This window comes from Halopseudomonas sabulinigri (assembly GCF_900105255.1).
Classification (GTDB): domain Bacteria; phylum Pseudomonadota; class Gammaproteobacteria; order Pseudomonadales; family Pseudomonadaceae; genus Halopseudomonas; species Halopseudomonas sabulinigri.
The window spans coordinates 3,865,982-3,887,200 of the sequence record NZ_LT629763.1 but is presented as its reverse complement, the minus strand read 5'-3'; the positions used below and the strand labels follow the sequence as shown (position 1 = coordinate 3,887,200).

Here is a 21,219-nt window from a genome sequence, read left to right as displayed (position 1 = left end):
GGTTGCCAGAACGCGTGCCCAACCGCTGGGGGGAACCATGCAGGGTTACTCGCTACAGCCTAACTAAGAGCGAACGGGCGCTAGCGCGTATGGTATTGGAGAAGCTCCAGCGCGAAGCGCCTGGCTCGGCGGGAGCGCTTGCCTAATGCGAAACCACTTGAAGCGCCTCAACCGTGTGACTGAACAATTTTTCTTAAATTCCGCCGCATGGCTTCACCGACATCCACTAGCACATATTGCGATATTGGCCGGCTTTGGGGCGGTGAGCTTTTGGGTGTTGGGCGCGTGATCGCTCTTTACACACTGTCTCATGAATGCGTGGAATGAGGGGCCCATCAGATGCAAAAGCTCATGCCTGCGCTCCTAACACGCGGCGACACTGTCGCGATTGAACGAGGCCTCCTTCGGATACAGCCTGCAAGCGGCCGCGCTGTGCCCGAAGACTGGCTGGCCAGCAATCGCACTCTTTTAATTCGAGAGATAGTTGAGACAACTGGTTTGGAAGCATTTGAGTACATTGGATACAGCACCGGCGCCTACGGCCGACCAAAAGCTGAAGGGGTAACGCTGCGGTTTATCTCAGTAAAAGGAGCCCTAAGCAGGTATTCAATTTTTAATGCTCACCTCACTCGCCAGCGAAACACTGCCACGAAGAAAGCTGGCTCCCCGCTACCGAAAAATCATTTCCGAGTAGGCAAAGGGAGTGGCTTCTATAAATTCTGGACAAGCACCGGGCTTCCGGTACGCCGCCTCAGCGACTTTCATGACTACATGGGAAACCTAAGCAAAATCCTCTTCACCGGTACCTCCAAAGATGAACGAATCGAAGCAGCCACACTGCTGCCTCTATCCATCAGTGCGGCAGAGATTAGTAGCGCATTTGCCGACAGCTTGCCGACAGAAACCCGACAATCTTCCGACACGCTCCCGACAAGGGCTTCCGACAAGGGAACCCCTCAAAGCCATGAATCACGGGCTTTACAGCCAGATTCGACTACGTGTGCATTAAACCACGGTAATACGGTAGCAAGGGGGGACGGTCACACGAACAGCCTTGCATCCGCTGTTAGCGCACCCGACGGACAAACCTGTGATGAATGGCTGGCTGAATATGACAACGCACCTCGATTAATGGGCGCGCCGTCAGCTAACGCCGGAAAACAAACCTGGAGACACTAGTGAAAAACGGTCAACAGAATTTAATTGGGAACAGCGAATCGCCCAATCCGAGGTTCGCTGAAAAGGTTCTTGACCCTGCCAGCCTCAGCGCATCATTGCTCACCGTCTGGCAAGGAGTTAACCCAGTACAGATCGATTCAATGGTTAGCGAGCTGAAGCAACAAACCGAAGCCATCCACAATGACGATCTATCGCGCGTGGAGGCCATGCTAATTGCTCAAGCGCATACATTGGATGGCTTGTTTGCAAAGCTGAGTAGCCGAGCATTTACAGCGAATCAAATTGAAGTAATGGAGCGTTACCTGCGGCTTGCTCTAAAGTCCCAAAGTCAAGCTCGCGCCACACTACAAACTCTGGCGGAAATAAAGTTACCAAGACAGGTAGCCTTTGTTCGCCAGGCAAACATAGGAAACCAAGTACAGGTGAACAACGGAGACGCCAATCCGCGCGCGAGAAAAAAAGAGAACGCGCCAAACGAAGTGTTGGAGAAAAATTATGGCAAACGGATGGACTCCCGAACGTCGGGCACGACAGGCAGCGCTGATTCAACAAGCCCGCCCATGGGAACGGAGTACCGGCCCAAAAAGCGATGAGGGCAAAGCCAAAGCATCTCGCAATGCTTGGAAAGGTGGCGTTCGCCCTCAGCTCAGGGAGATATCTAAGGCACTGCGAGCACAGCAGAAGTGGTGTCGAACGTTTCTGTAAAACCACGGCCAGGCATGAAGCATTAAAATGGTAGAAGCTCTGCTAGTAACGATTCTCTAGGTATCGCATGATGCGCTTGTTACTCCAGTCGTTGGCCTGCTCAAGCACCTCCCCTCGGAGATAAATAACAACGTCCGCAATGAATACAGGATAGTCCACTCGCTCGTCGTCAAGCTCGCTGTCCCAATCATCCCCTTCAGGCGTGGTCAACCATAATGCATCAAGTTCATAGGGACGCAACGCTTCAAGGCGGCTTTCAATTAAAGCATCAATAGTTTCCAGATACGCTCGCCACCCAAAAGACTCCCCTACCCTCTGCTGAACGCAGATTTCATCCCATGCATCGCGCAAACAGCCGTCTTCGTCTAATAGCATTCCGTCTTGCATACCCTGCAGATCACGGATACAGGCGGCTACCAGTCGCTTACGGAGACTCTCTGCAAGATCCCTAGCAATCTGGTATGGAGATAGTCTGCGATATGCCCCCATCGTGCCTCCTTTCAACCGAAACCTACGCGAGTTGCTCAGATAGCGCGCTAGCGACCTTCGCCGGCAATGCTGCGCCAATAAACGGTCTTGGCCACACAAGAATAGCCGCACGACACAGCGCCCTTGCGCGAGCAGCAACAGCTGCCTCATCCCACGTAGAAATTCCGGTTTGGTGAAAATACGTATTCATCAATAATGCGCTTTGCCCTAGCTTTGAACGCTTCCCCAATATCTGATTACCATCCTCGTCTATAGAGTCTTCAAAGGAACCATTGCTAACCGAGCTGTTCAGCGGTTGAGTCAAAAGGGTCAGATTTCCGAAACCATGGACGATAACCTCTCGAAGCTGCAACTGTTCTTCCGTCATATCAGGAATCTGGTATCCAGGCAGCTTTTGCCAACTCTGCGGTATCACATGCTCGACGGTTAGGCTGGTCTGCGGTGGCACATGATTACTACCCTGCATAACTCCTCGCGCGGCATATTCCAAAGCCCGCAACACACCACAAGTTTTAGCTGGTCGTAGCTCCTTGTAGACGGGACGACGGCACCACTGTTCAGTAAACATGATGTCATCCGGCCAAACTTCGCTTGGCGCGCTGGCTGCAAGGAGCACGCGGCGCAACGCCATATGAGGCTCTATCGGCGCCCCCACTATCTCTTGCAACACCCGCATGAAAAAGCGGTTGTAGCCTTTGGTGGTTAAGCCACAAACAGCACGCCTGGTGAGGTATGACGCAAGGTCGCCCAGCGCCTGCCTCAACTCTGATCCGTTTTTGTCCAGCCGTTCTCGGAGTGCAAGGTAGACTGGCGTAATGGTGCCTACGTCGAGTGACTTGATCAATCGGGCAAACTCCGCCAAATAATCAGTACCTTGCGGAGAAACAAGCTCGCGAAAATGCTCACTGGACTCCACTACACGTGCCAACTCAGCTTCAAGATCTTGCGGCTGCTTCTGCCACCACGCCTTGAAGGACTGGAACACATGACTTGCGAGGATAATCTCCTGGCTGCGTAGAATTGTGTAGTTATAGAAAAATAGATCGATGCGAGGATAGGTCAAACGCCCTTGGCGCTCCTTTTCTCGCCAGTAAAGATTGGCAGAAGCCCCTTGGCCCGCTGTAAGCACCAGGTCAAAAGGGCTCCAGTACCTTTGATACAATTGTTGGACGTCTTTTCCTAGCCGCGCAGCCTCAAGGAAAACGAAGTTGCGCACCAAATCTGAAGCCAGCAAAGGCTCCCCACGCGCGTTAAGGGTTTCGAAAATGACTTGTGGATCGTCTTCTGTCTCCAAAGTCAACGTCATGATTTGCACGTGACCGTCCAGCGCCATATACAAAGCCTGTGCGCGGCTACCATCCAACGCCAGATGCTCTTGAAGCGGCGTAACCAGGTTGTTGCGCCGAATGGCCGCAGTAAGACTGTCACCAAATGTTGTATCAACCGTCGGGGTAATTGCATCAGAGAGATCGATACCCCGCATGAAAGCAAGGCAGGCGTGATACAGGTACAAATAGGTTTGCACCATCAGGGGCCGTTCAAGCTTCTTACGACCGTCCCGCGCCGGGTAAGCTTTATAAATATCCTGAACACAAAGCCCTGAGTCGCTGAGCCGCTTTATCTCGTCTTGCCCTGCCTGAGTTGGCCAAACTTTGTAATGATCTTCTGGACGTTGATAGGGCCCAGGGTTACGTATCAACGCATCAAGCATCTGAGGTATGAGGCTACCCTCCAGACCGCGGGAGGCTTGACGAAAGGCGAGCAAAAGAAGCTGCAAAGTAGTGGACCGCTGCTGACCGTCAATCACTTCGAATGCTGGAACGCTGCCAAAACTATGCGGTACAGGTGTCATTACGATGGAGCCAAGAAAGTGCTTCTGTATTGTTTTTGGCGAAGTGATAGCGCCAGTGGCAATAAGCGTCTGCTGCTCAATCACAGCCATTGCCCGCTCGTATATATCAGTCCATAAAGGACCTACCTGTTTTTCCAGTCTCCAAACGTACCCACGCTGAAAAATAGGAATTTGGTACTGATGAGGCGTGCTAAACAGGCCGGTAACCGTCGTTTTACTGGGTTGCATTTGAAATCCTTTTCTCTGGTAGCCGGTTTTATTTACCGACCGGCCCCAAATTTTCGCACCATAAGCCAGATGAGGTTTACAGTTAATCTAGCACGGTGACGTTCTCGATATTGATCCTCCCCCTAAATTGTTTTCGAAAAGGACGACATGAACATGAAGAGTGATGATAAGAAACTATCCTGGGGGCGTGCTCTGCAGAAAAAAATTCTTGCGGGTGCAGACCGTGCATCAGAAGCGGTGGGTAAGGCTGGTGGCGCTGCCGGTGATGTTCTGCAGAAGATCGATCAGACCCATGGCATCACAGAGAAAACTAAACAGGCCGGAGGGAGGGCAACCGAGCATTTGCGCGCGCTTGATCAACGATATGGGCTGAAGGATCAGGTCGGTAAGGCCGGAGGCTATATAGGTACTGCGAGCAGTAATGTGGCCAATTCAGGAAAGGCTTTAGCTAAAAAAACTGGGGCGCAAGAGCTGACTGATAAGGCCATGCAACAAGCCCAGAAAAGGCTACTTGAGCCAGCCAAGAGAACTATAAAGAAAAGCGGCGCTGATTTAACCATGGCAGAAGCACTCAAAAAACTGGAGCTGCAATATGGCGCCACCCGCGAAACGATTAAGCCTTACTTCGCGGCAGAAGCCCCCCAAGAGCTTCTGGTAAACACACGAAAAGAGCTATCAAAAGTCTCCGCCTGCTTAATGCAAATCAGTAGCAGTGACTCCGACAAGCTTGCGAGCCAGTTTAGTAACGCGGTGCTGGCCAAGGTGTCAGGCGCAGTCGCATCGGGCTCGCTCATAGCGTTAGTAGCCACCTACGGTACCGCAGGTACAGGCACCGCCATTGCATCTCTATCTGGAGCGGCAGCGACCAATGCCACACTGGCTTGGGTTGGCGGGCTACTGGGCGGCGGTATGGCCACGGGAGTGGTGCTAACTGGCGGTATTGGCCTGGTCGCCGGACTCGCTGCTTACAAGTTGTTGAGCTCAGAAAGACGCTCTTTTGAGTCGCTCAGTGAAGTGGAGCAAAGGATAGTGCAAACGTGCTGGCTGACAATGGCTATGATCGACGAATATCTCACGAGTTCGTCTGAGCAGTTTACAGAGTGGCAAGCAGAGGAGTTACTGGAAAATGTGCTTCGACCATTGTTGGACGAGCTGCAATCCCACCGGGATATGATCTGTACCAACCTGGATGGCAAACACGCGGTCGCCCTGCGCCAACATGTAATTACTGACTTTCGGCGCGTGGTGATTGGTGGTTTCGAGAGCTTTATCGAAGACTATCCATTCAAAGGCTTTCCTCGTGCCGAGTTTGTTATCGGCGGCGTATTCTACGCGCTACTCACCCAGACCGCAGTCGGGAGCGACCTCGAAAGCCAGCTGGTATTGGATGCGTTACGCAGATCAAACCATCAACTGTCCGATGCTTCTGAAAACGAACTGGGAGATTACCTACGGGATTTCTCACCAGAAGCCTTGAGAGGCCTCAGTTCGAACGTAAAGGGCATCTATCATGAACTGCTGTATGTGCATAATTACAATGCAACACATACAGATACACAGGCAGAGGTGTTCGGCGACACGAATAACCCTGGCGCGGATGTCCAGATCCGAAACGTAGATACCGGTGAGATCGTGGAGGAGTTCCAGCTAAAAGCTGTTATGGATGCGGCTAAGATTGAACTTCATTTAGAGAAATACCCAGATATTTCGGTATTAGCGACCAACGAGGTGGCTGGTCAACAGATGGATCCTCGGGTGGGTACCAGTGGACATGATAACGAAACTTTGCAAGCACAGGTCGAGCTGGATATGTCAGCCATGGCTGACAATTCTTTTGGTGATCGTGCCGGTGATGCCGCACTGTTGGCGGCAGGTATTGCTTCTACCCAAGAGCTTATGGAGATGCTCCGCGGCGAACGCAGCTTCCCAGATGCATCTGCCAACGTATTCAAAGGAACAGGCGTTGCGAGCGCTGCTACTGTGCTGACTGCGTACTTATTCGGTTGATCGATTTGGTCGATAGACTCCCTTGTGGCGGACAGCTATCGTTCAAAATCAGACGTTACGAAATTTTGCTTTTGAGGTCTGGAAGCGTCAACTAAACCGGGGCCGATTCAAACCGGGAAAATTGAGGACGTTTTTTCTACAACACAGCGCTACGTCACCACTTCAGGGATGACCACCAGGCTTGGCACTGCCTTTACTGACTGCTCTGGATAATTCGAGCATCTCATACGCGCATCAAGCGTTTCAGCTAAATCAGCGGGATAATGCACCTCTCGCATACGGCGATCTTCACCATCGCAGTAAAGGCAAAACACCGAGCCCGGCGCGTTGATTAAATGGCAGACGCCGCACTCCACACCGTGCCCAGACCACTCACGCGCGGCCATTAGCATAGTGGCTGCGATCAGCTCTCTGCGCTGTTGAGGGGTATTCCAGTTCCCGCAGTCCGCCTGGGGGATTGATTCTTGCTGTTGCCTTAGTTCTTGTTGCAATAAACGGTGCGCAGCCAACGCTTCAGCTCTATGAGCGTGCTCAAGCGCACGTTGCTGTTCCAGCGCTGCTTCTTGCTCTATGCGCTGTACCTCAGCCAAAGCCCACTGGCGCTCCAGTTGCTGAAGCTCTAATTGCAGCTCGGCCAGCGCTCGCTCTGCCATCAACTCACCACGTAACGAACGAATCCAGCTCCGATTGGCCGCGTCGCCTAGCACCGCCCGGGTGAAATAGTCTTGATCGTTTATCTGCTCATCGGTGAGCTGATGAAGATCGATCTCCATACTGGATAACGGCATCTTTTTAATACGCCGTGTGCGCTCATGCTGCTGCCGAGCAGAGACCTTGATACGCACCACCAACTGACGCCCTCGGCAGGAGACCAACGCATGCGCCCTCAACTCGTCTCCCAGATCGACAAAGCGTTGCACTTCATCCAGAGCGACATGGGCTGGTGCGAATTCAACCGGTTTTGTCAGCAGCCTATCGCCCGGCGCTTTCAACTCAGCCAAGCCGTTAAACTGAGGAAGGAGCAACTGCTTATGGCAAGCGAGCACCTGCACAGCCGCCCGTCTAACTCCCTCAGCCCGGCCCGATGAGCACGCTTCCAACTCAGCATGACGAAAATAAGGAAAGCGTTTCTCGCCCTGATTAGCAGCAACCAGAGCCCCACGACACGCCGGGCAGACGCAGCCACAGCGAAGGCCATTCTCGACCTCGTATGCCCGGAACATATGGCCGTCACGCTCCCCCAGAGGAATTGCAGAATTACTCATTGCGCCTCCATGCGCTAAGCGGCTTGCATACGCCTCAAATATCCAAAGGCGGTAGGTTGTTGACGATTTTCTGGGTTTCGAGACTCACGGTGACTACGCGCTGGAACAGCTCCAGTGGGTATTTGGGATTACCCATGGTTTCGATGGCCCAGTCGTTGGCATCGTTGACGATGCCGCTGGCTTTGTCGGTGCGGACCGCCTGGCGCTCCATCACCCAATCCAGCGCAGCCTTGCCGTTGACCACGTAGTCCCACGCAGCCTCAGGGATGTCTTTCAGCGTGATCTTGCCGTTGTAGATTACGGTGCTGCGGTCATTCACGCTTTTCCCGGTTTCCGGGTCTTTTTTCTTGGCGAACTTCATTTTCTCGACGCGGTAATCTGCGTCGGTCAACTTGCCCTTGGCCTCAATGGTCAGCGGGTAAAGCTCGACAGTTTCGTAGTTCAGGTGCAACTCAGCCAGGGCGCGGCCAGCCTTGCTGAAGGCCCAAAAATCAGCCGCCTGCTTCACCGCAGGGATGCGCGGCAGCTCCTTGCTCAGGTTGTCGGCAAAGCGCTCGCGATAGTCCGGCGAATGAAGGATGCCGTAGACGTAGTAGAACACGTCTTCTTTGCTGATCTGCTGGCCGGGGTAGCACTCCAAGAAGTGGGCTAGGCCCGCGTCAGTGATAGCATCGCGCCGACGTAGGCCTCCTTCAGCTGGTTCAGTAAAAAGATCGTTTTTTGAAGACTGAGCTACTTCATCGTAGAGGTAGCGGGGAAAACACTGACCTTTTTCGATGGTATCCAGGCCCGTGATACTGTCTGCAATAAGTACCGAAAAGCCAGCCCGCGCCCCAACCCCCGCAACTTGGATCATTAAATTTTCCGCACCCGATTCCGGGAAAATTCGAGGCATCTGATAGACCCTCTCGTTTAAACGACGGTTGTAATATAGCCATCTCTTCGTGAACGGTCGGTATAGACCAGAAAGGATACATTTATCATCAAAGGTATATACGTTATTCCTGACAAGATCATGTTTGACGTTATGAGTCCAACTGATACGTCTCGGGTCTGCATCGATAAACTCATTCACTCTTAATAGACGCGCCTTGGTATCGAGCCCTAGGTGCGCCACATTAAAGCGCTCTACCTCTGTATTATAAAAGCCAATCATACTAATCATATTCGCACGCAGCTTGTGTTTACCGGCGTTATAGGTCCAAGCATCGCGATTTGTAACTACACCAAGCGAGAAGTTGTCAAACAACTTTGGGGAGTCGCCTTTCTTATCACCCAAAACGATGTTGTCGGCAAAGCTATTGTCACGCTGTTTAAGCCAATCGCCATGCTCATCCGGAGTAATCTGCCGCCACTGCCCAATGCCGGCAACGCTAGCGAAGCTGGCAATCCGTTCCAACTTTTCGTCCTCACTAAGGTCATCACCAACATCGTGATAATAGATCTGACCATGAGCAGCAGCACTAGGATTTTTCATCAGAATTGAAATAGCAATGCCTGCCATGCTGCCACCGCCAAAGATATTTCCGCCCTCTTTGGCTTTTCCTTTGCTTAGCATGTTTTTGCGTATGTCGCCGCGCAAGTTAAATACATAGATGCTGGAAAATTCATCGACTAGGCATTTTCGAAGACCATCCATGGCTGTTTTCTCTAGAAAGCCCCCGTTAGTGACAAACCCGATGACTCCCGCCTCTCCAATACGGTCACTGCCCCAGCGAATAGCTCGGATATAGCTGTCATATAATCCTTTTGTAAGGCTTGCATTAGAGCGTGCAGCATAGGTGGTTCGAATATGAGCATCTAGCCCGGGGTACTCCACATTATCGTTATTATCGTTCTCACTTCTCTGGCCGATTGAGTACGGCGGATTTCCGACAATCACCCGAATATCCAGCTCTTTTTGACGTTTACGTCGAGCGCTGTTGTCTTCCAGCAGTTCGTCAACCAAGTCATCCTTTTCATACATCTGGAAAGTATCGGTCAGACAGATACCTTCAAAGGGTGTGTACTCGTCGATCACTTGCCCGTGATAGGCGGCTTCAATATTGATGGCGGCAATGTAGTAGGCCAGCAGCACCAGCTCGTTGGCGTGGATCTCGTTGCGGTACTTGTGCGGTAGCTCTTCCGGCTTAATCAGCCCCGACTGGATCAGCCGAGTGATAAACGTACCCGTGCCAGTGAAGGGATCGATGATGTGGACGCCTTTGCTGCCCAGTGTCTGGCCAAACTCCTTTTGCAACAGGTGATTCACGCTGTGGAGGATGAAGTCCACCACCTCAACCGGGGTGTAGACGATACCCAAGCGTTCCGTCATGCGCGGGAAGGCGTTGCGGAAGAACTTGTCGTATAGCTCGACGATGATTTTCTGCTTGCCCTGAGCGCTGTCGATGCCAGACGCACGCTGACGGACGCTCTGATAGAACTTCTCCAGGGTATCCGCTTCTTTGGCTAGCTGGTGCTCATTCAGTGCGTCTAACACGCTCTGCATGGCTTTGGACATGGGGTTGTGGCTGGCGAAGCTGTACTCGTCGAACAGCGCATCAAACACTGGCTTGGTCACCAAGTGCTGAGCCAGCATCTCGACGATTTCTCCATCGGTGATGCTGTCATTGAGGTCATCGCGTAGTTCTGCAGCAAAGGCTTCAAAGGTTGCCTTCTCGCTGATGTACTCGGGATTTTCCAGTATGCCCTGAATGCGGTCGATGTGAGTTCGAGCGATCTTGGCGATGTCGTTGGCCCAGTCTTCCCAGTGATGACGGTTACCGCATTTATCGACGATCTTGGCGTAAATAGCGCGTTCTATTTCGCCCACCTCATAGGTGAGATCGCCCTGCTGGGTCATCTGCCCTTCTACTTCAAATTTAGGGCGCTTCTCACCAATGCCGTATTGGCCTTTGCCAGCCTGCGTATTCTTGGTGCCGCTGCTCTTTGCCTTTCTATCTACCTTATCGGTGATGGCAATCACTTCCATTTTACGCGGGTCAGAACCAATCAGGTCGAGCTTATTGACCATCGCATCGAAGCTGTCGTCGTGAGAGCGCAACGCCTGAAGTACTTGCCAAACGACCTTATAGGTTTTGTTGTCGTTAAGCGCTTCGTGCGCCTGCATTCCGGCGGGAATCACCACCGGCAGCACGACGTAACCGCGCTTTTTGCCTGGCGCATTACGCATGACACGCCCTACCGACTGCACGACGTCTACTTGTGAGTTGCGTGGCGTGAGAAATAGCACAGCGTCTAGGGCTGGCACGTCTACGCCCTCAGACAAGCAACGCACATTACTGAGGATGCGACAGGTATTGGCTGGCGGTTCCTCTTTGAGCCAATTGAGTTTGACCTCTTTCTGGCTGGCATTCATGCCGCCATCGACGTGCTCGGCTTCACAGATCAACCGGTCGGCCTCATCGATTTCTTCGGCCTCTTGATAGGCATCCACCACCGACTTGAACGTGTTAGCGATGTTGACGGAGCTGACCTTGTGTTTTGTGCCCTTATAGCTGGGCGAAATGACCTGACAAAAGGCCACCGCGCGCTTCATTGGCTGGTCATCACCTAGCAAGTGCTCGGACAAGCCCTGTTTGGCCAATGCTTTCCAGCAGCCGACGATCTTGGCAGCATCGTCCACCTTGAGCTGGTTATCCTCGTCTTTCAGCAGATCTTGAAGACGGCGACTGATAACGCTCTCTTCGACGGTAAGCACCAACACTTTGTAGTCAGTCAACAGCCCGCGTTGAACCGCCTCGGAGAAGTTGATGACGAACAGCTCTTTACCGAAGAGCGTTTCATCATCCATAGAGCACAGGGTCACTTCTCCCTGCTCGGCTTTGATCTTCGCACTATCGCCGTAGATGCGCGGGGTGGCCGTCATGTACAGGCGCTTGCTGGCGCGGATATAGTCAGCGTCGTGAACCCGCACGAAAGCACTTTCGTCATCGTCACCAAAGGTGGCGCCAGTGGTACGGTGGGCTTCATCGCAGATAACCAAATCAAACGCAGCCAGGCCGTGCTCGTGCTGGGCTCGGCTGATGACGTCGATTGAGTGATAGGTGGAGTAAACCACGCTCATGTGCTCAGCATCAGAGCGCTTGAGCATTTCTGCTGCGAGACGATCAGCCTTGGTGGTGGCCGGGTAACGTAGCTCGTGGGTGAAAACTTGTACCGCGTCGTCTTCAGCCTTGCGTTTTTTGCCTACGTCGCTATCGGAGCAGACGGCGAAGCTGTGAAGCGGCGTGTCGCTCTCTTGGGTCCACTCGGTGAGGGTCTGGGATAAAAGCGACAGGCTTGGCACCAGAAACAGCACGCGCTTACCCTTGCCTGCCAAGTGTTCAGCTATTTTCAAGCTAGTGAAGGTTTTGCCGGTGCCACAAGCCATAATCAGCTTGCCACGATCTGTAGTCTGGAGCCCTGCCGATACCGCATTCAATGCCGTTTGTTGGTGCTCCCGCAATTGTTTCTTGGCTCTAAGCACCACAGCCTGACTGGCTTGGTATTTTGCCCAGTCGATCTGGCTGTCTTCCAAGGCTTGCAGGTCAATCTTGCTGACAGGTGGTTGCTGCCCCTGAAGCGCATCCTCTGCGTGCTCACTCCAGTTATTGGTGGTAGTAACGATAATCCTATGAGAGAACGGGGATTTACCGGATGCGGTGAAGAAGCTATCAATATCTTTCTTCTGTACGCGGTAGTCCTCAGCGTAAAGCTTGCACTGGATCGCATGAAACTCGCCGGTGCCTTGCGTCTTGGCTACCAGGTCGATGCCGGTGTCACGCCCATCAATACCCTGCTCCTTGGCCCAGTCAGAGTAGGTCCACACTTGATCGTACAGATCGCGGTAAGTCGCCTCATTACGCAGGTAGGCACAAATCAGTTCCTCAAAGTATGTGCCTTTCTCGCGTTCGGTGACGGAGGCTACCCGGTAACGTTCAAGAATTGCTGCGAGGGCTGACATGCGGTTACTTCCTTATACTGAAGCTGGATACGGAGTGTGTAGAGAAATAGGTAAATCTATCGTCGGAGTCAGGCGAGGCACTCTAGCTACTCCCTAAAGCCTGGGAGAAAACGCAAGGTTAGTAGCGGCCGACATCGGGAGGAATGCTTTATTTAGAGCAGTTGATATAGCGATCCACTGGCCCCTCTTCCTACCAAGGTGCGTGGAGGAAACCGGGCTCGCAGAGGTGAACGCCCGCAACCGCGCCGACTTACAGGCACTCTTTACTATTGCCACGATCTGATCGTCCATAACATCCAGCATCCTTTCATCCATGCCATAAATCCTAGCCAAAGACATTACGACAATTGATGTTCATTCGGAACCTATCGATTCATTAGTGCCGCCCCTCAGAGCAAAGACGCGCTTAAAAAATACTGAGGCAAGCGTAGATCAGCCACTCGATCCTTTTTTCAAAAAGTACGGCTATCAAAACGAAGGGCACCAAATACCGTTTTTTAGAAACGACGATCTCTAGTTATTCGAACGAAATCAACCCACGGCACTAGCTACCCGATCACGAAACGGGTCGCAAATGTCTACCGAAGTGTCTACCACAAAAAATAAATACAAAAAAGCCCTGAAAAATCAGGGCTTTATATAAATAAATGGCGGAGAGTCAGGGATTCGAACCCTGGGAACAGTTGCCTGTTCAACGGATTTCGAATCCGTCCCATTCGACCACTCTGGCAACTCTCCAAGTCGGTGCGCATGGTAGCAGCTTTCGCCTGTTTTGCGGAAGCTGCCGGCGCTTTTAGGGGAGTTCGACGCCAAGGCGGTTGGCGACTTCTTCGTAGGCCTCGATCACGCCGCCCAATCCCTGACGGAAGCGGTCCTTGTCCATTTTCTTGCGAGTTTCCTTGTCCCAGAGGCGGCAGCCGTCGGGACTGAATTCGTCGCCCAGTACAATTTCGCCCTTGAACAGACCAAACTCCAGCTTGAAGTCGACCAACATCAGCCCGGCCGCGTCGAACAAGCTCTTCAGCACGTCATTGACCTGCAGAGTAAGGGTCTGCATACGTGTCAACTGCTCGGCCGTGGCCCAGCCAAAGGTGACAACGTGGGACTGGTTGATGAAGGGGTCGCCCTTGGCGTCGTCCTTCAGGAACAGCTCGAACGTAGGCGGTGTGAGGGCCATGCCCTCCTCTACGCCGAGGCGCTTGACCAGGCTGCCGGCGGCGTAATTGCGTACCACGCACTCGACCGGGATCATGTCGAGCTTCTTGACCAGGCATTCGGTATCCGACAGCAGGGTATCAAACTGGGTAGGAATGCCAGCATCCTGCAGTTTCTGCATGATGAAAGCATTGAAACGGTTGTTCACCATCCCCTTACGCTCGAGCTGTTCGATTTTCTTGCCATCGAAAGCTGAGGTGTCGTTGCGAAACAGCAGTATCAGGCGATCCGGATCGTCTGTGGTGTAAACCGATTTGGCCTTGCCGCGATAAAGTTCAGTACGTTTTTCCATTATCGGCTCCCGCTTGCGCGCAATGGTGATGGGACAATCCCGAAATAGTCTGCCAGGGCAAGCCCTGATTCTGTTCTGCCAGCAGCAGCTCACCGGTCCAGTTGGCCAACGCCTCTGTCAAAGCGTGGCGGGCCAGTTCCGGTCGGTTGTTCTTTTCGCTGATATGGGCAATGGCGATGTGTTGCAACTGCTCCAGATCAATCATGTTCAACAGACCTGCGGCCTGCTGGTTACTCAAGTGGCCGAGGTTCCCGCCTACGCGGGCTTTCAAAAAGCCTGGGTAAGGGCCGTAAGCCAACATGTGCGGATCATAGTTCGCTTCCAGAAAGAGTGCATCCAGTCTGGCGTATTGCTCGATGATCCAGGGAGTAATGGTGCCGGTATCGGTCAACACGCCCAACCGCTGTTGCGCGTTGTCGAAAATGAACTGGCAGGGTTCGCGGGCATCGTGTGGTACCGCGATCGGACTGACCTCCAGCTCATCGATGACTACCCGGGTATTCAGGTCAAGCCAACGCAGGTCCAAGCCTTCTTCGCGCAATGCATAACCGGTCCCCGGGGTCAGGTAAACCGGCAACTCATAGCGCCGGGCGAGCTTGGCCACGCCCTGGATATGATCTGAATGCTCATGGGTGACCAGAATCGCCGTCAGCTGCTCGCCCTTCAGCCCCGCCTGACGCAGACGCTGCTCGGTAGAACGCAGACTGAAGCCGCAATCTACCAGCAGGCGCGTCTGGCCCTGCTCGATAAGGGTGCCGTTACCCTTACTACCGCTGCCGAGGGAGCAGTATCGCACCGCCTTCTGGCCCCTCGTTCAGATTGCTCTGAATCTTGTTCAGCAGGTCACTGACCACCGCGGCGTTTGCAGCCTTGTCTATGCCCGCTTCAACACTCACTTCGACACGATTGGAGACCGGCGTCAGGCGAACCTGAATCTGATTCTCGCCGGCAACCTTGTTCTCTTCCTCGTCATCATCACCGCCAAACCAGCCAGAGAAGAAGCCAGGCTCCTCTTTCTCGCTGCGCGTCTGATCAAGGTCGACATAATAAACGCCGGCGCTGCGGTTGAAGTCGGTCACCAGGACATCGCCGCGTGACAGCGCATCACCTACTTCCACCCAGGCACGGTTGAAATCGGTGCTCATGTACAGCACGTCATTACCGGCGCCGTCTTTCTCGATGCTGGTTTGCGTCGGGCCGCTGTTAGCCAGGCTTTGGGTCTGCCCACTGTCGCCATTGGCAATACTTTGATTGAGGTAGGTTTCCAGCTCGGCCAGCACGCCGCGCTCAAAGCCTGTGCTACTGGAACGGCTGGGCCACTCGCTGTCGTCGTCACCTACCCGACGGCTCTGATGCAATACGCGCACTTCACTGGAGCCGGCGTTCACACCGGGCTCCAGGCGAACCCGGAAGCGCTGTTCCTGGCCTTCGATGCTGCGCCCTTCCTCCAGGGTCGGCAGCACGCGGCGCACCAGCGGGCTGCTCGCAGCCTTGGAGAAGTCGACCCATTGGGTCTCAAACTCACTCAATGCACGGTCGCTTTCTGCCAGAGGTACCTGATAGTCAGCCCAGAAGCGCTCCAGCAGCGGCCAGACCTCGGATGCGGGCAACTGCGCCAGCAACCAGCGACGGCTGCCATCTTGCTGTACCGAGAACGCCGAAGTATCAGCGCTAGCCAGCAGCGGCTGTGGCCGCGGCGTTTCAAAACCGTCTTCAGAAACCGGGGCGGCAGAAATCTGGCCGGGTACCGGCAGCAGGTCGCCTATGGGCTTGCTCTGCAGATCATTTGGAACCGTCATGCGTGGCTCAACGCGTGCATCCTGATAGTCACTGCCACGGTCGCGGAAATAACCTTCATCACCGATCAGATAACCACAGCCGCTGAGGCTGGTCAGTACACCCAGAGTCAGTGCGCTAAGCACAGGCTTCATAAACGTTTCCTTGGTAAACAGATTTCCGGTTTGATCACAGCAGCCCGCACTGACGCAGGGCTTCGTGCACGGTGTCGTGACAACGGGGGCTCAGGGGGGTCAGCGGCAAACGAATACCGTCAGCGATCAACCCCATTTCCTGCAGTGCCCACTTCACCGGAATGGGATTGGACTCGATAAACAATGTTTTATGCAGCGGCATCAGCGCTTCGTTCATGCTACGTGCCGCATCCTGGTCACCACGCAGCGCGGCCGCGCAGAGTTCGTGCATGGCACGCGGCGCAACGTTGGCAGTGACCGAAATATTGCCTTTACCGCCAAGCAGAATCAGCTCGGCAGCGGTGGCGTCGTCACCGGAGTACACCGCCATGCGATCGCCCACGCGCTCGATGATCTCCGCAGCGCGCTGCAGATCACCGGTGGCTTCCTTGATGCCGACAATATTGCCGATGTCGGCCAGGCGCTCTACCGTCTCGGGCAACATGTCGCAAGCAGTACGACCCGGGACGTTATACAGGATCTGTGGAATAGCGACGGTTTCGGCGATGTATTTGTGGTGCAGATACAGGCCTTCCTGGGTCGGCTTGTTGTAGTAAGGCGTTACCAGCAGCGCAGCGTCAGCACCGACACTACGGGCAGACTCAGTCAGCTCGACCGCTTCGCGCGTGGAGTTGGCGCCGGTACCCGCGATAACGGGAATACGCCCGGCAACCTGCTGAACCACACGGCGGATCGCTTCCTTGTGCTCGGCCATGTCGAGGGTGGCCGACTCACCCGAAGTACCCACGGCAACGATGCCATCGGTGCCATTCTCCAGGTGAAAATCAATCAGGCGCTCAAGAGCCTGCCAATCCAGGCCGCCACGAGAATCCATCGGTGTTACCAGCGCCACCAGGCTGCCTGAAATCATGCAACTGCTCCACTTGAAACATTAAACGACAATGGTACTTTCACCCTGCAGCCGGCACAAGGGACGGCCACATCCAAATAGCACTTGCCAGCCGCCTGCAACTGCTAGTTGAACCCTCCGCGGCAGGCTGTGACAATAACCGCTGAGTTTTTGCGCGCCAACCGACGCACACCGCCCCTTTTGAGGATCACCATGTCCAGCACTCCCACTCAGCGCGATCAGTATCTGGTCATCAACGTCATGGGTCAGGAAACCACGGCGCTTGCCAGTCTGCTTACGCGCCTGTGCACGGAACAGCGCTGCAACATCATCAGCAGCCGCATGAGCCGTCATGGCACCTGCGCTGTGTTGCTGCTGCAAGTCAGCGGCAACTGGGATGCACTGGCGCGATTGGAAACGCTGTTGCCCCCGCTGGCCAAGCGCGAGCACTTTGTACTGTCCATGAGCCGCAGCCAGAGCCTGGAAGAGCGCCCGCAGGCGCTGCCCTACAACGTCTTTGTGACCGCAGCGCAGCGACCCGAGCTGGTCGGCGAGCTCTGCACCTTCTTTCAGCAGCTCAGTATTGACATCGAAGACCTGCAAAGTTTCACCTATCTGGCACAACATACCGGGACGCCCATGCTGAACCTGACGCTGACCATCGCCATCCCGGCGCGCACTCAGCTCAGTTGGCTGCGCGAGCAGTTCCTCGATTTCTGCGATGAACTCAATCTCGACGCGGTGATCGAACCCTGGCGCCCATTGCACTGAACCTGACGAGGCAAGCATGCAAGTCGAACTGAACCAGCCACTCCCCCCGTTTTCGGTCAAGGCGACCGGTGAACAAACCATCAGCCCTGCCGATCTGGTCGGACAAAAGGTGGTGATCTATTTCTACCCCAAAGACAACACCCCCGGCTGCACCACAGAAGGCCAGGATTTTCGCGATCAGTATGCCGCCTTCCAGGCTGCCGGGGCGGTGGTTTTTGGCGTATCACGTGACAGCCTGCGTACCCACGCCAATTTCAAGGCTAAGCACGAATTCCCTTTTGAGCTGATCAGCGACCCAGACGAGCAGCTATGCAAACTGTTCGATGTCATCAAGCTGAAAAAGCTGTATGGCAAGGAATATGAGGGGATCGAGCGCAGCACCTTCCTGATTGATTCTCAGGGCGTACTGCGCCAGGAGTGGCGCAAAGTGAAAGTACCGGGGCACGTTTCCGAAGTATTGGTGGCTACTCAGGCGCTAAGCTGAGCAGCTCGCCCGCCGCACCTCAGGGATCGACGACCACGACGGTATCTGAGTGCGCGGCGCCGTCGCTGGCTGCCTCCAGGCCACGCGGCCAAGCATAGAGCACAGCCTTGAACAGGGTCGCCAGCGGGATCGCAAAGAAGACACCCCAGAACCCCCACAAGCCGCCGAAAATCAGTACGGCGGCAATAATGGCAACGGGGTGTAGATTCACCGCTTCAGAGAACAGAATAGGCACAAGTACGTTGCCATCGAGCATCTGAATCACCCCGTAGACCACCATCAGCACCATGAACTCATTGCTCAAGCCCCACTGGAACAGGCCGATCATGGCTACTGGAATGGTCGCGACGGTCGCTCCTATGTAAGGCACGAGAACCGAGAGCCCCACCAGCACCGCCAGCAGCGCAGCGTAGTTGACCCCAAGAATCGCGAAGCAGATGTAGGTGACGGCGCCGACAATGAGGATTTCCGTGGCCTTGCCCCGAATGTAGTTGCCGATCTGCTCGTTCATTTCCAGCCACACCAGCTTCATCAGCCGGCGCTCCCGCGGCAGGTGGCGCACCAGCCAACCGGTCAACTGCTGACTGTCCTTGAGGAAGAAAAACACCAGAATCGGCACCAATACCAGGTAGACCAACATGGTCACGATGAATGGCAGGCTGGACAGCGACTGCGATAATACCCACTGACCAAACTCGCCTACCTCACCGTTGACCGAGGCGATCAATCGTTCGATCTGCGTTTCCGAAACAATGGACGGATAGAGTTCTGGCAGATGCATCAGCTGCGCTTGCCATTCGCCGATCATCCGTGGCGCCTCATTGAAGAGGTTGAGCATCTGCCGCCACACCAACGGCAATACCACGCCCAGCAACGCAGCCAGCGCACCAAGGAACACCAGAAAGACCAGCCAGACCGCCATCCAGTGCGGCAGGTGCCAGCGCTGCAGCCGCGTTACCAGACCCTGCAGCAGGTAAGCCAGCACAACCCCGGTCAACAAAGGCGCCAGCTTGCCGCCAAAGGTAATGATGATGGCAAACCCCAGCGCCAGCACGACTGCCAGCACCACCGCTTCTTCATCTGAAAAGTAGCGCTGAACCCAACCTTGAAACACTTTTAACATGGTGATTAATCTGCTTTGCGCAACCAATAATGGAATTCGCCGTCCAACTCGCGAGAAGCCAGCAGCTGGTGCCCGGACAGCTCGGCGAAGCGCTGAAAATCACGCTGCGAGCCGGCGTCAGTGGCCACCACATAGAGAGTCTGTCCTGATAGTATGCTGTTGAGCGCCTGTTTGGCTTTCAGCAGGGGCAAGGGACAACTCAGACCTCGCGCATCCAGCTGACAATCAACAGGCAGGTTATGTGACTCCGGGACCATGCATACACTCCAGAACGAATGGGCGACAGTATAGCCTTGTCGGCACGCCGACAGACAACCTGAACTCATGGGTATGAAGCAAAATATGACAATCAAGAAAATACCCGCACCCCGCTGGCTGTCCCGCGTGGTGCTGGGCGCGGCGCTGGTGTTTCCCGCCCTGCCTACTCAGGCTGATGACGGCTACAACCTGCCGACGCTGGGCGATACCAGCTCATCGATCATGTCGCGCGAGCAAGAGTACCAAATGGGCCGCACCTGGCTGACCATGCTGCGCGGCGCTATACGCACCCTGGAAGACCCGCAGCTAAAAAGTTTTGTCGAGAATCGCGTTTACGCGCTGGCCGAAACCAGCCAGTTGACTGACCGCCGGCTTGCCTTCGTGATGATCGACAGCCCCGAGCTGAATGCTTTTGCCGCGCCCGGCGGCGTGGTCGGCGTAAACGCCGGCCTGTTCCTGCACGCGCAGACTGAAGCCGAGTTCGCCTCGGTCATGGCGCACGAACTGGCGCACTTGTCGCAACGCCACTTTGCTCGTGGCCTGGAGCAGCAGCAAAAAATGCAGGTGCCGTTCATGACCGCCATGCTGGCCAGTATCGTGCTGGCCGCCGCGGGCGGTGGCGATGCCGGCTTTGCCGCGCTGGCGTCGACGCAGGCCGCGGCCATTCAGGAACAGCGCCGCTTCTCCAGACAGAACGAGCAGGAGGCCGACCGTATCGGCCTGACCAATCTGGTCGCCGCCGGCTACGATCCGCTGGCCATGCCCAACATGTTCGAGCGACTGGCTCAGCTCAGCCGATATGACTCCACCCCACCCGAATTCCTGCTGACTCACCCGGTCAGCCAATCGCGGATGGCGGATACCCGAAACCGCGCAGCGCAGCTACCCAAGGGCGGTGAAGACGATAGCGTGGAATACCAGATGATGCGCGCGCGAGTGCAGATCCATTACGAAAGTAGCCCCGGGTTATCTGCCAAACGGTTTCGCGTATTGCTGGATGAGCACGACGGCAAGCACGATGCGGCGCGCTATGGCCTGGCGCTGGCGTTAACCCGTGGTGGTCAGCACGATGCCGCTGAGGACGCCCTCGCGCCGCTGCTGCAGCGTGAGCCGCACAATTTGACTGTTGCGATGGCGCAGGTGGAAATAGACACCAACCGCGGCGACCTTGCCGCCGCACTGGCTCGCACGCACGAGCTCATGAACAGCTACCCCGGCAATTTCCCGTTACAGTTCACCGAGGCTGACTTACTGCTCAAACAGCAGGACTACGCTGCGGCCGAAAAGGCCATTAATCGGCTAGCCGCACAGCGTACCGACGATCCCGACGTATGGTATCTGGCGGCAGAAATTCGCGGTCTTGCTGGCAATATTCTGGGTGTGCACCTAGCACGCGCGGAGTACTTCATGCAAACCGGCGACACCCAGCAAGCCGAAGAACAGCTCAACCTTGCACTGAAGCGGGCCAACGGCAACTTCGTGGTCAGCTCGCGCATCCGTGACCGGCAGGAAGAGCTGGCCCGCCGCCGTAAACAGCTGGAAGAACTGTAGTCACGACAGGACATCCGCTGAGGAAAACTGTTTCA

16 protein-coding genes and 1 tRNA gene are annotated in these 21,219 nt (G+C 54.8%); 6 read left to right on the top strand and 11 right to left on the bottom strand.

Features of this window, described 5'->3' with window-relative positions:
• Positions 1–339: 339 nt before the first annotated feature.
• Both BLU26_RS18635 and BLU26_RS18810 read left to right on the top strand, forming a co-directional pair.
• On the top strand, positions 340–1,179 hold the full coding sequence (locus BLU26_RS18635) for a hypothetical protein (protein WP_157719399.1): 840 nt from the start codon (positions 340–342) through the stop codon (positions 1,177–1,179).
• The gene (locus BLU26_RS18810) at positions 1,179–1,772 is read left to right on the top strand and encodes a hypothetical protein (RefSeq protein ID WP_172830670.1); all 594 of its coding nucleotides are present in this window, start codon (positions 1,179–1,181) and stop codon (positions 1,770–1,772) included. Before BLU26_RS18635 ends, BLU26_RS18810 begins: the two co-directional genes overlap by 1 nt.
• Before the next feature lie 154 nt (positions 1,773–1,926).
• On the opposite strand, the gene BLU26_RS17800 is transcribed toward BLU26_RS18810, so the two are convergent.
• Together BLU26_RS17800 and BLU26_RS17795 are read right to left on the bottom strand one after the other, a co-directional pair.
• Positions 1,927–2,373, bottom strand: a complete 447-nt coding sequence (locus tag BLU26_RS17800; RefSeq protein ID WP_092288178.1) for a hypothetical protein — start codon at positions 2,371–2,373, stop codon at positions 1,927–1,929.
• Positions 2,374–2,395: 22 nt separating this feature from the next.
• On the bottom strand, positions 2,396–4,453 hold the full coding sequence (locus tag BLU26_RS17795) for a DUF262 domain-containing protein (RefSeq protein ID WP_092288177.1): 2,058 nt from the start codon (positions 4,451–4,453) through the stop codon (positions 2,396–2,398).
• A gap of 153 nt (positions 4,454–4,606) precedes the next feature.
• Here BLU26_RS17795 and BLU26_RS17790 point away from each other — a divergent pair, with 153 nt between their 5' ends.
• Entirely contained in the window at positions 4,607–6,460 is a 1,854-nt protein-coding gene (locus BLU26_RS17790) for a hypothetical protein (protein WP_092288176.1), read from the top strand.
• 149 nt (positions 6,461–6,609) lie between these two features.
• Here BLU26_RS17790 and BLU26_RS17785 read toward each other — a convergent pair whose 3' ends face one another.
• The 7 genes from BLU26_RS17785 to dapA form a co-directional block, all read right to left on the bottom strand.
• Positions 6,610–7,725, bottom strand: coding sequence for a hypothetical protein (locus BLU26_RS17785; RefSeq protein ID WP_092288175.1), 1,116 nt, complete (start codon positions 7,723–7,725; stop codon positions 6,610–6,612).
• 34 nt (positions 7,726–7,759) lie between these two features.
• Complete coding sequence (locus BLU26_RS17780) at positions 7,760–12,670, bottom strand: DEAD/DEAH box helicase (protein WP_092288174.1); 4,911 nt, start codon at positions 12,668–12,670, stop codon at positions 7,760–7,762.
• 648 nt (positions 12,671–13,318) lie between these two features.
• Positions 13,319–13,408, bottom strand: a tRNA-Ser gene (locus BLU26_RS17770).
• Between the two features lie 55 nt (positions 13,409–13,463).
• The gene (gene purC / locus BLU26_RS17765; protein ID WP_092288172.1) at positions 13,464–14,177 is read right to left on the bottom strand and encodes a phosphoribosylaminoimidazolesuccinocarboxamide synthase; all 714 of its coding nucleotides are present in this window, start codon (positions 14,175–14,177) and stop codon (positions 13,464–13,466) included.
• Entirely contained in the window at positions 14,161–14,973 is an 813-nt protein-coding gene (locus tag BLU26_RS17760; RefSeq protein ID WP_092288171.1) for an MBL fold metallo-hydrolase, read from the bottom strand. The genes purC and BLU26_RS17760 overlap by 17 nt, the downstream gene beginning before the upstream one ends.
• On the bottom strand, positions 14,945–16,108 hold the full coding sequence (gene bamC / locus BLU26_RS17755) for an outer membrane protein assembly factor BamC (RefSeq protein ID WP_092288170.1): 1,164 nt from the start codon (positions 16,106–16,108) through the stop codon (positions 14,945–14,947). Before bamC ends, BLU26_RS17760 begins: the two co-directional genes overlap by 29 nt.
• 34 nt (positions 16,109–16,142) lie before the next feature.
• Complete coding sequence (gene dapA, locus BLU26_RS17750; protein WP_092288169.1) at positions 16,143–17,018, bottom strand: 4-hydroxy-tetrahydrodipicolinate synthase; 876 nt, start codon at positions 17,016–17,018, stop codon at positions 16,143–16,145.
• A 192-nt stretch (positions 17,019–17,210) separates the two neighbouring features.
• Between dapA and BLU26_RS17745 the strand changes: the two genes are divergently transcribed.
• Both BLU26_RS17745 and BLU26_RS17740 read left to right on the top strand, forming a co-directional pair.
• Positions 17,211–17,768: a glycine cleavage system protein R gene (locus BLU26_RS17745; protein WP_092288168.1), complete on the top strand. Its 558-nt coding sequence runs from the start codon at positions 17,211–17,213 to the stop codon at positions 17,766–17,768.
• A 16-nt stretch (positions 17,769–17,784) separates the two neighbouring features.
• Positions 17,785–18,252 carry a peroxiredoxin gene (locus tag BLU26_RS17740; protein ID WP_092288167.1) on the top strand — a complete coding sequence of 156 codons (468 nt, stop codon included), beginning with the start codon at positions 17,785–17,787 and terminating at the stop codon, positions 18,250–18,252.
• A gap of 19 nt (positions 18,253–18,271) precedes the next feature.
• On the opposite strand, the gene BLU26_RS17735 is transcribed toward BLU26_RS17740, so the two are convergent.
• Both BLU26_RS17735 and BLU26_RS17730 read right to left on the bottom strand, forming a co-directional pair.
• Complete coding sequence (locus tag BLU26_RS17735) at positions 18,272–19,375, bottom strand: AI-2E family transporter (protein WP_092288166.1); 1,104 nt, start codon at positions 19,373–19,375, stop codon at positions 18,272–18,274.
• A gap of 5 nt (positions 19,376–19,380) precedes the next feature.
• Positions 19,381–19,632 (bottom strand): sulfurtransferase TusA family protein, encoded by a 252-nt coding sequence (locus BLU26_RS17730; protein ID WP_092288165.1) that lies wholly within the window; start codon positions 19,630–19,632, stop codon positions 19,381–19,383.
• Between the two features lie 85 nt (positions 19,633–19,717).
• Between BLU26_RS17730 and BLU26_RS17725 the strand changes: the two genes are divergently transcribed.
• Positions 19,718–21,184 (top strand): M48 family metalloprotease, encoded by a 1,467-nt coding sequence (locus tag BLU26_RS17725; protein ID WP_092288555.1) that lies wholly within the window; start codon positions 19,718–19,720, stop codon positions 21,182–21,184.
• Positions 21,185–21,219 lie beyond the last annotated feature (35 nt).

What these genes read in the sequence shown, in the direction of transcription:
- BLU26_RS18635 (WP_157719399.1), top strand. Translation starts at nt 340, where the DNA reads ATGCAAAAGCTCATGCCTGCGCTCCTAACACGCGGCGACACTGTCGCG.
- BLU26_RS17800 (WP_092288178.1), bottom strand. Translation starts at nt 2,373, where the DNA reads ATGGGGGCATATCGCAGACTATCTCCATACCAGATTGCTAGGGATCTT.
- BLU26_RS17795 (WP_092288177.1), bottom strand. Translation starts at nt 4,453, where the DNA reads ATGCAACCCAGTAAAACGACGGTTACCGGCCTGTTTAGCACGCCTCAT.
- BLU26_RS17790 (WP_092288176.1), top strand. Translation starts at nt 4,607, where the DNA reads ATGAAGAGTGATGATAAGAAACTATCCTGGGGGCGTGCTCTGCAGAAA.
- BLU26_RS17785 (WP_092288175.1), bottom strand. Translation starts at nt 7,725, where the DNA reads ATGAGTAATTCTGCAATTCCTCTGGGGGAGCGTGACGGCCATATGTTC.
- BLU26_RS17780 (WP_092288174.1), bottom strand. Translation starts at nt 12,670, where the DNA reads ATGTCAGCCCTCGCAGCAATTCTTGAACGTTACCGGGTAGCCTCCGTC.
- purC (WP_092288172.1), bottom strand. Translation starts at nt 14,177, where the DNA reads ATGGAAAAACGTACTGAACTTTATCGCGGCAAGGCCAAATCGGTTTAC.
- bamC (WP_092288170.1), bottom strand. Translation starts at nt 16,108, where the DNA reads ATGAAGCCTGTGCTTAGCGCACTGACTCTGGGTGTACTGACCAGCCTC.
- dapA (WP_092288169.1), bottom strand. Translation starts at nt 17,018, where the DNA reads ATGATTTCAGGCAGCCTGGTGGCGCTGGTAACACCGATGGATTCTCGT.
- BLU26_RS17745 (WP_092288168.1), top strand. Translation starts at nt 17,211, where the DNA reads ATGTCCAGCACTCCCACTCAGCGCGATCAGTATCTGGTCATCAACGTC.
- BLU26_RS17740 (WP_092288167.1), top strand. Translation starts at nt 17,785, where the DNA reads ATGCAAGTCGAACTGAACCAGCCACTCCCCCCGTTTTCGGTCAAGGCG.
- BLU26_RS17735 (WP_092288166.1), bottom strand. Translation starts at nt 19,375, where the DNA reads ATGTTAAAAGTGTTTCAAGGTTGGGTTCAGCGCTACTTTTCAGATGAA.
- BLU26_RS17730 (WP_092288165.1), bottom strand. Translation starts at nt 19,632, where the DNA reads ATGGTCCCGGAGTCACATAACCTGCCTGTTGATTGTCAGCTGGATGCG.
- BLU26_RS17725 (WP_092288555.1), top strand. Translation starts at nt 19,718, where the DNA reads ATGACAATCAAGAAAATACCCGCACCCCGCTGGCTGTCCCGCGTGGTG.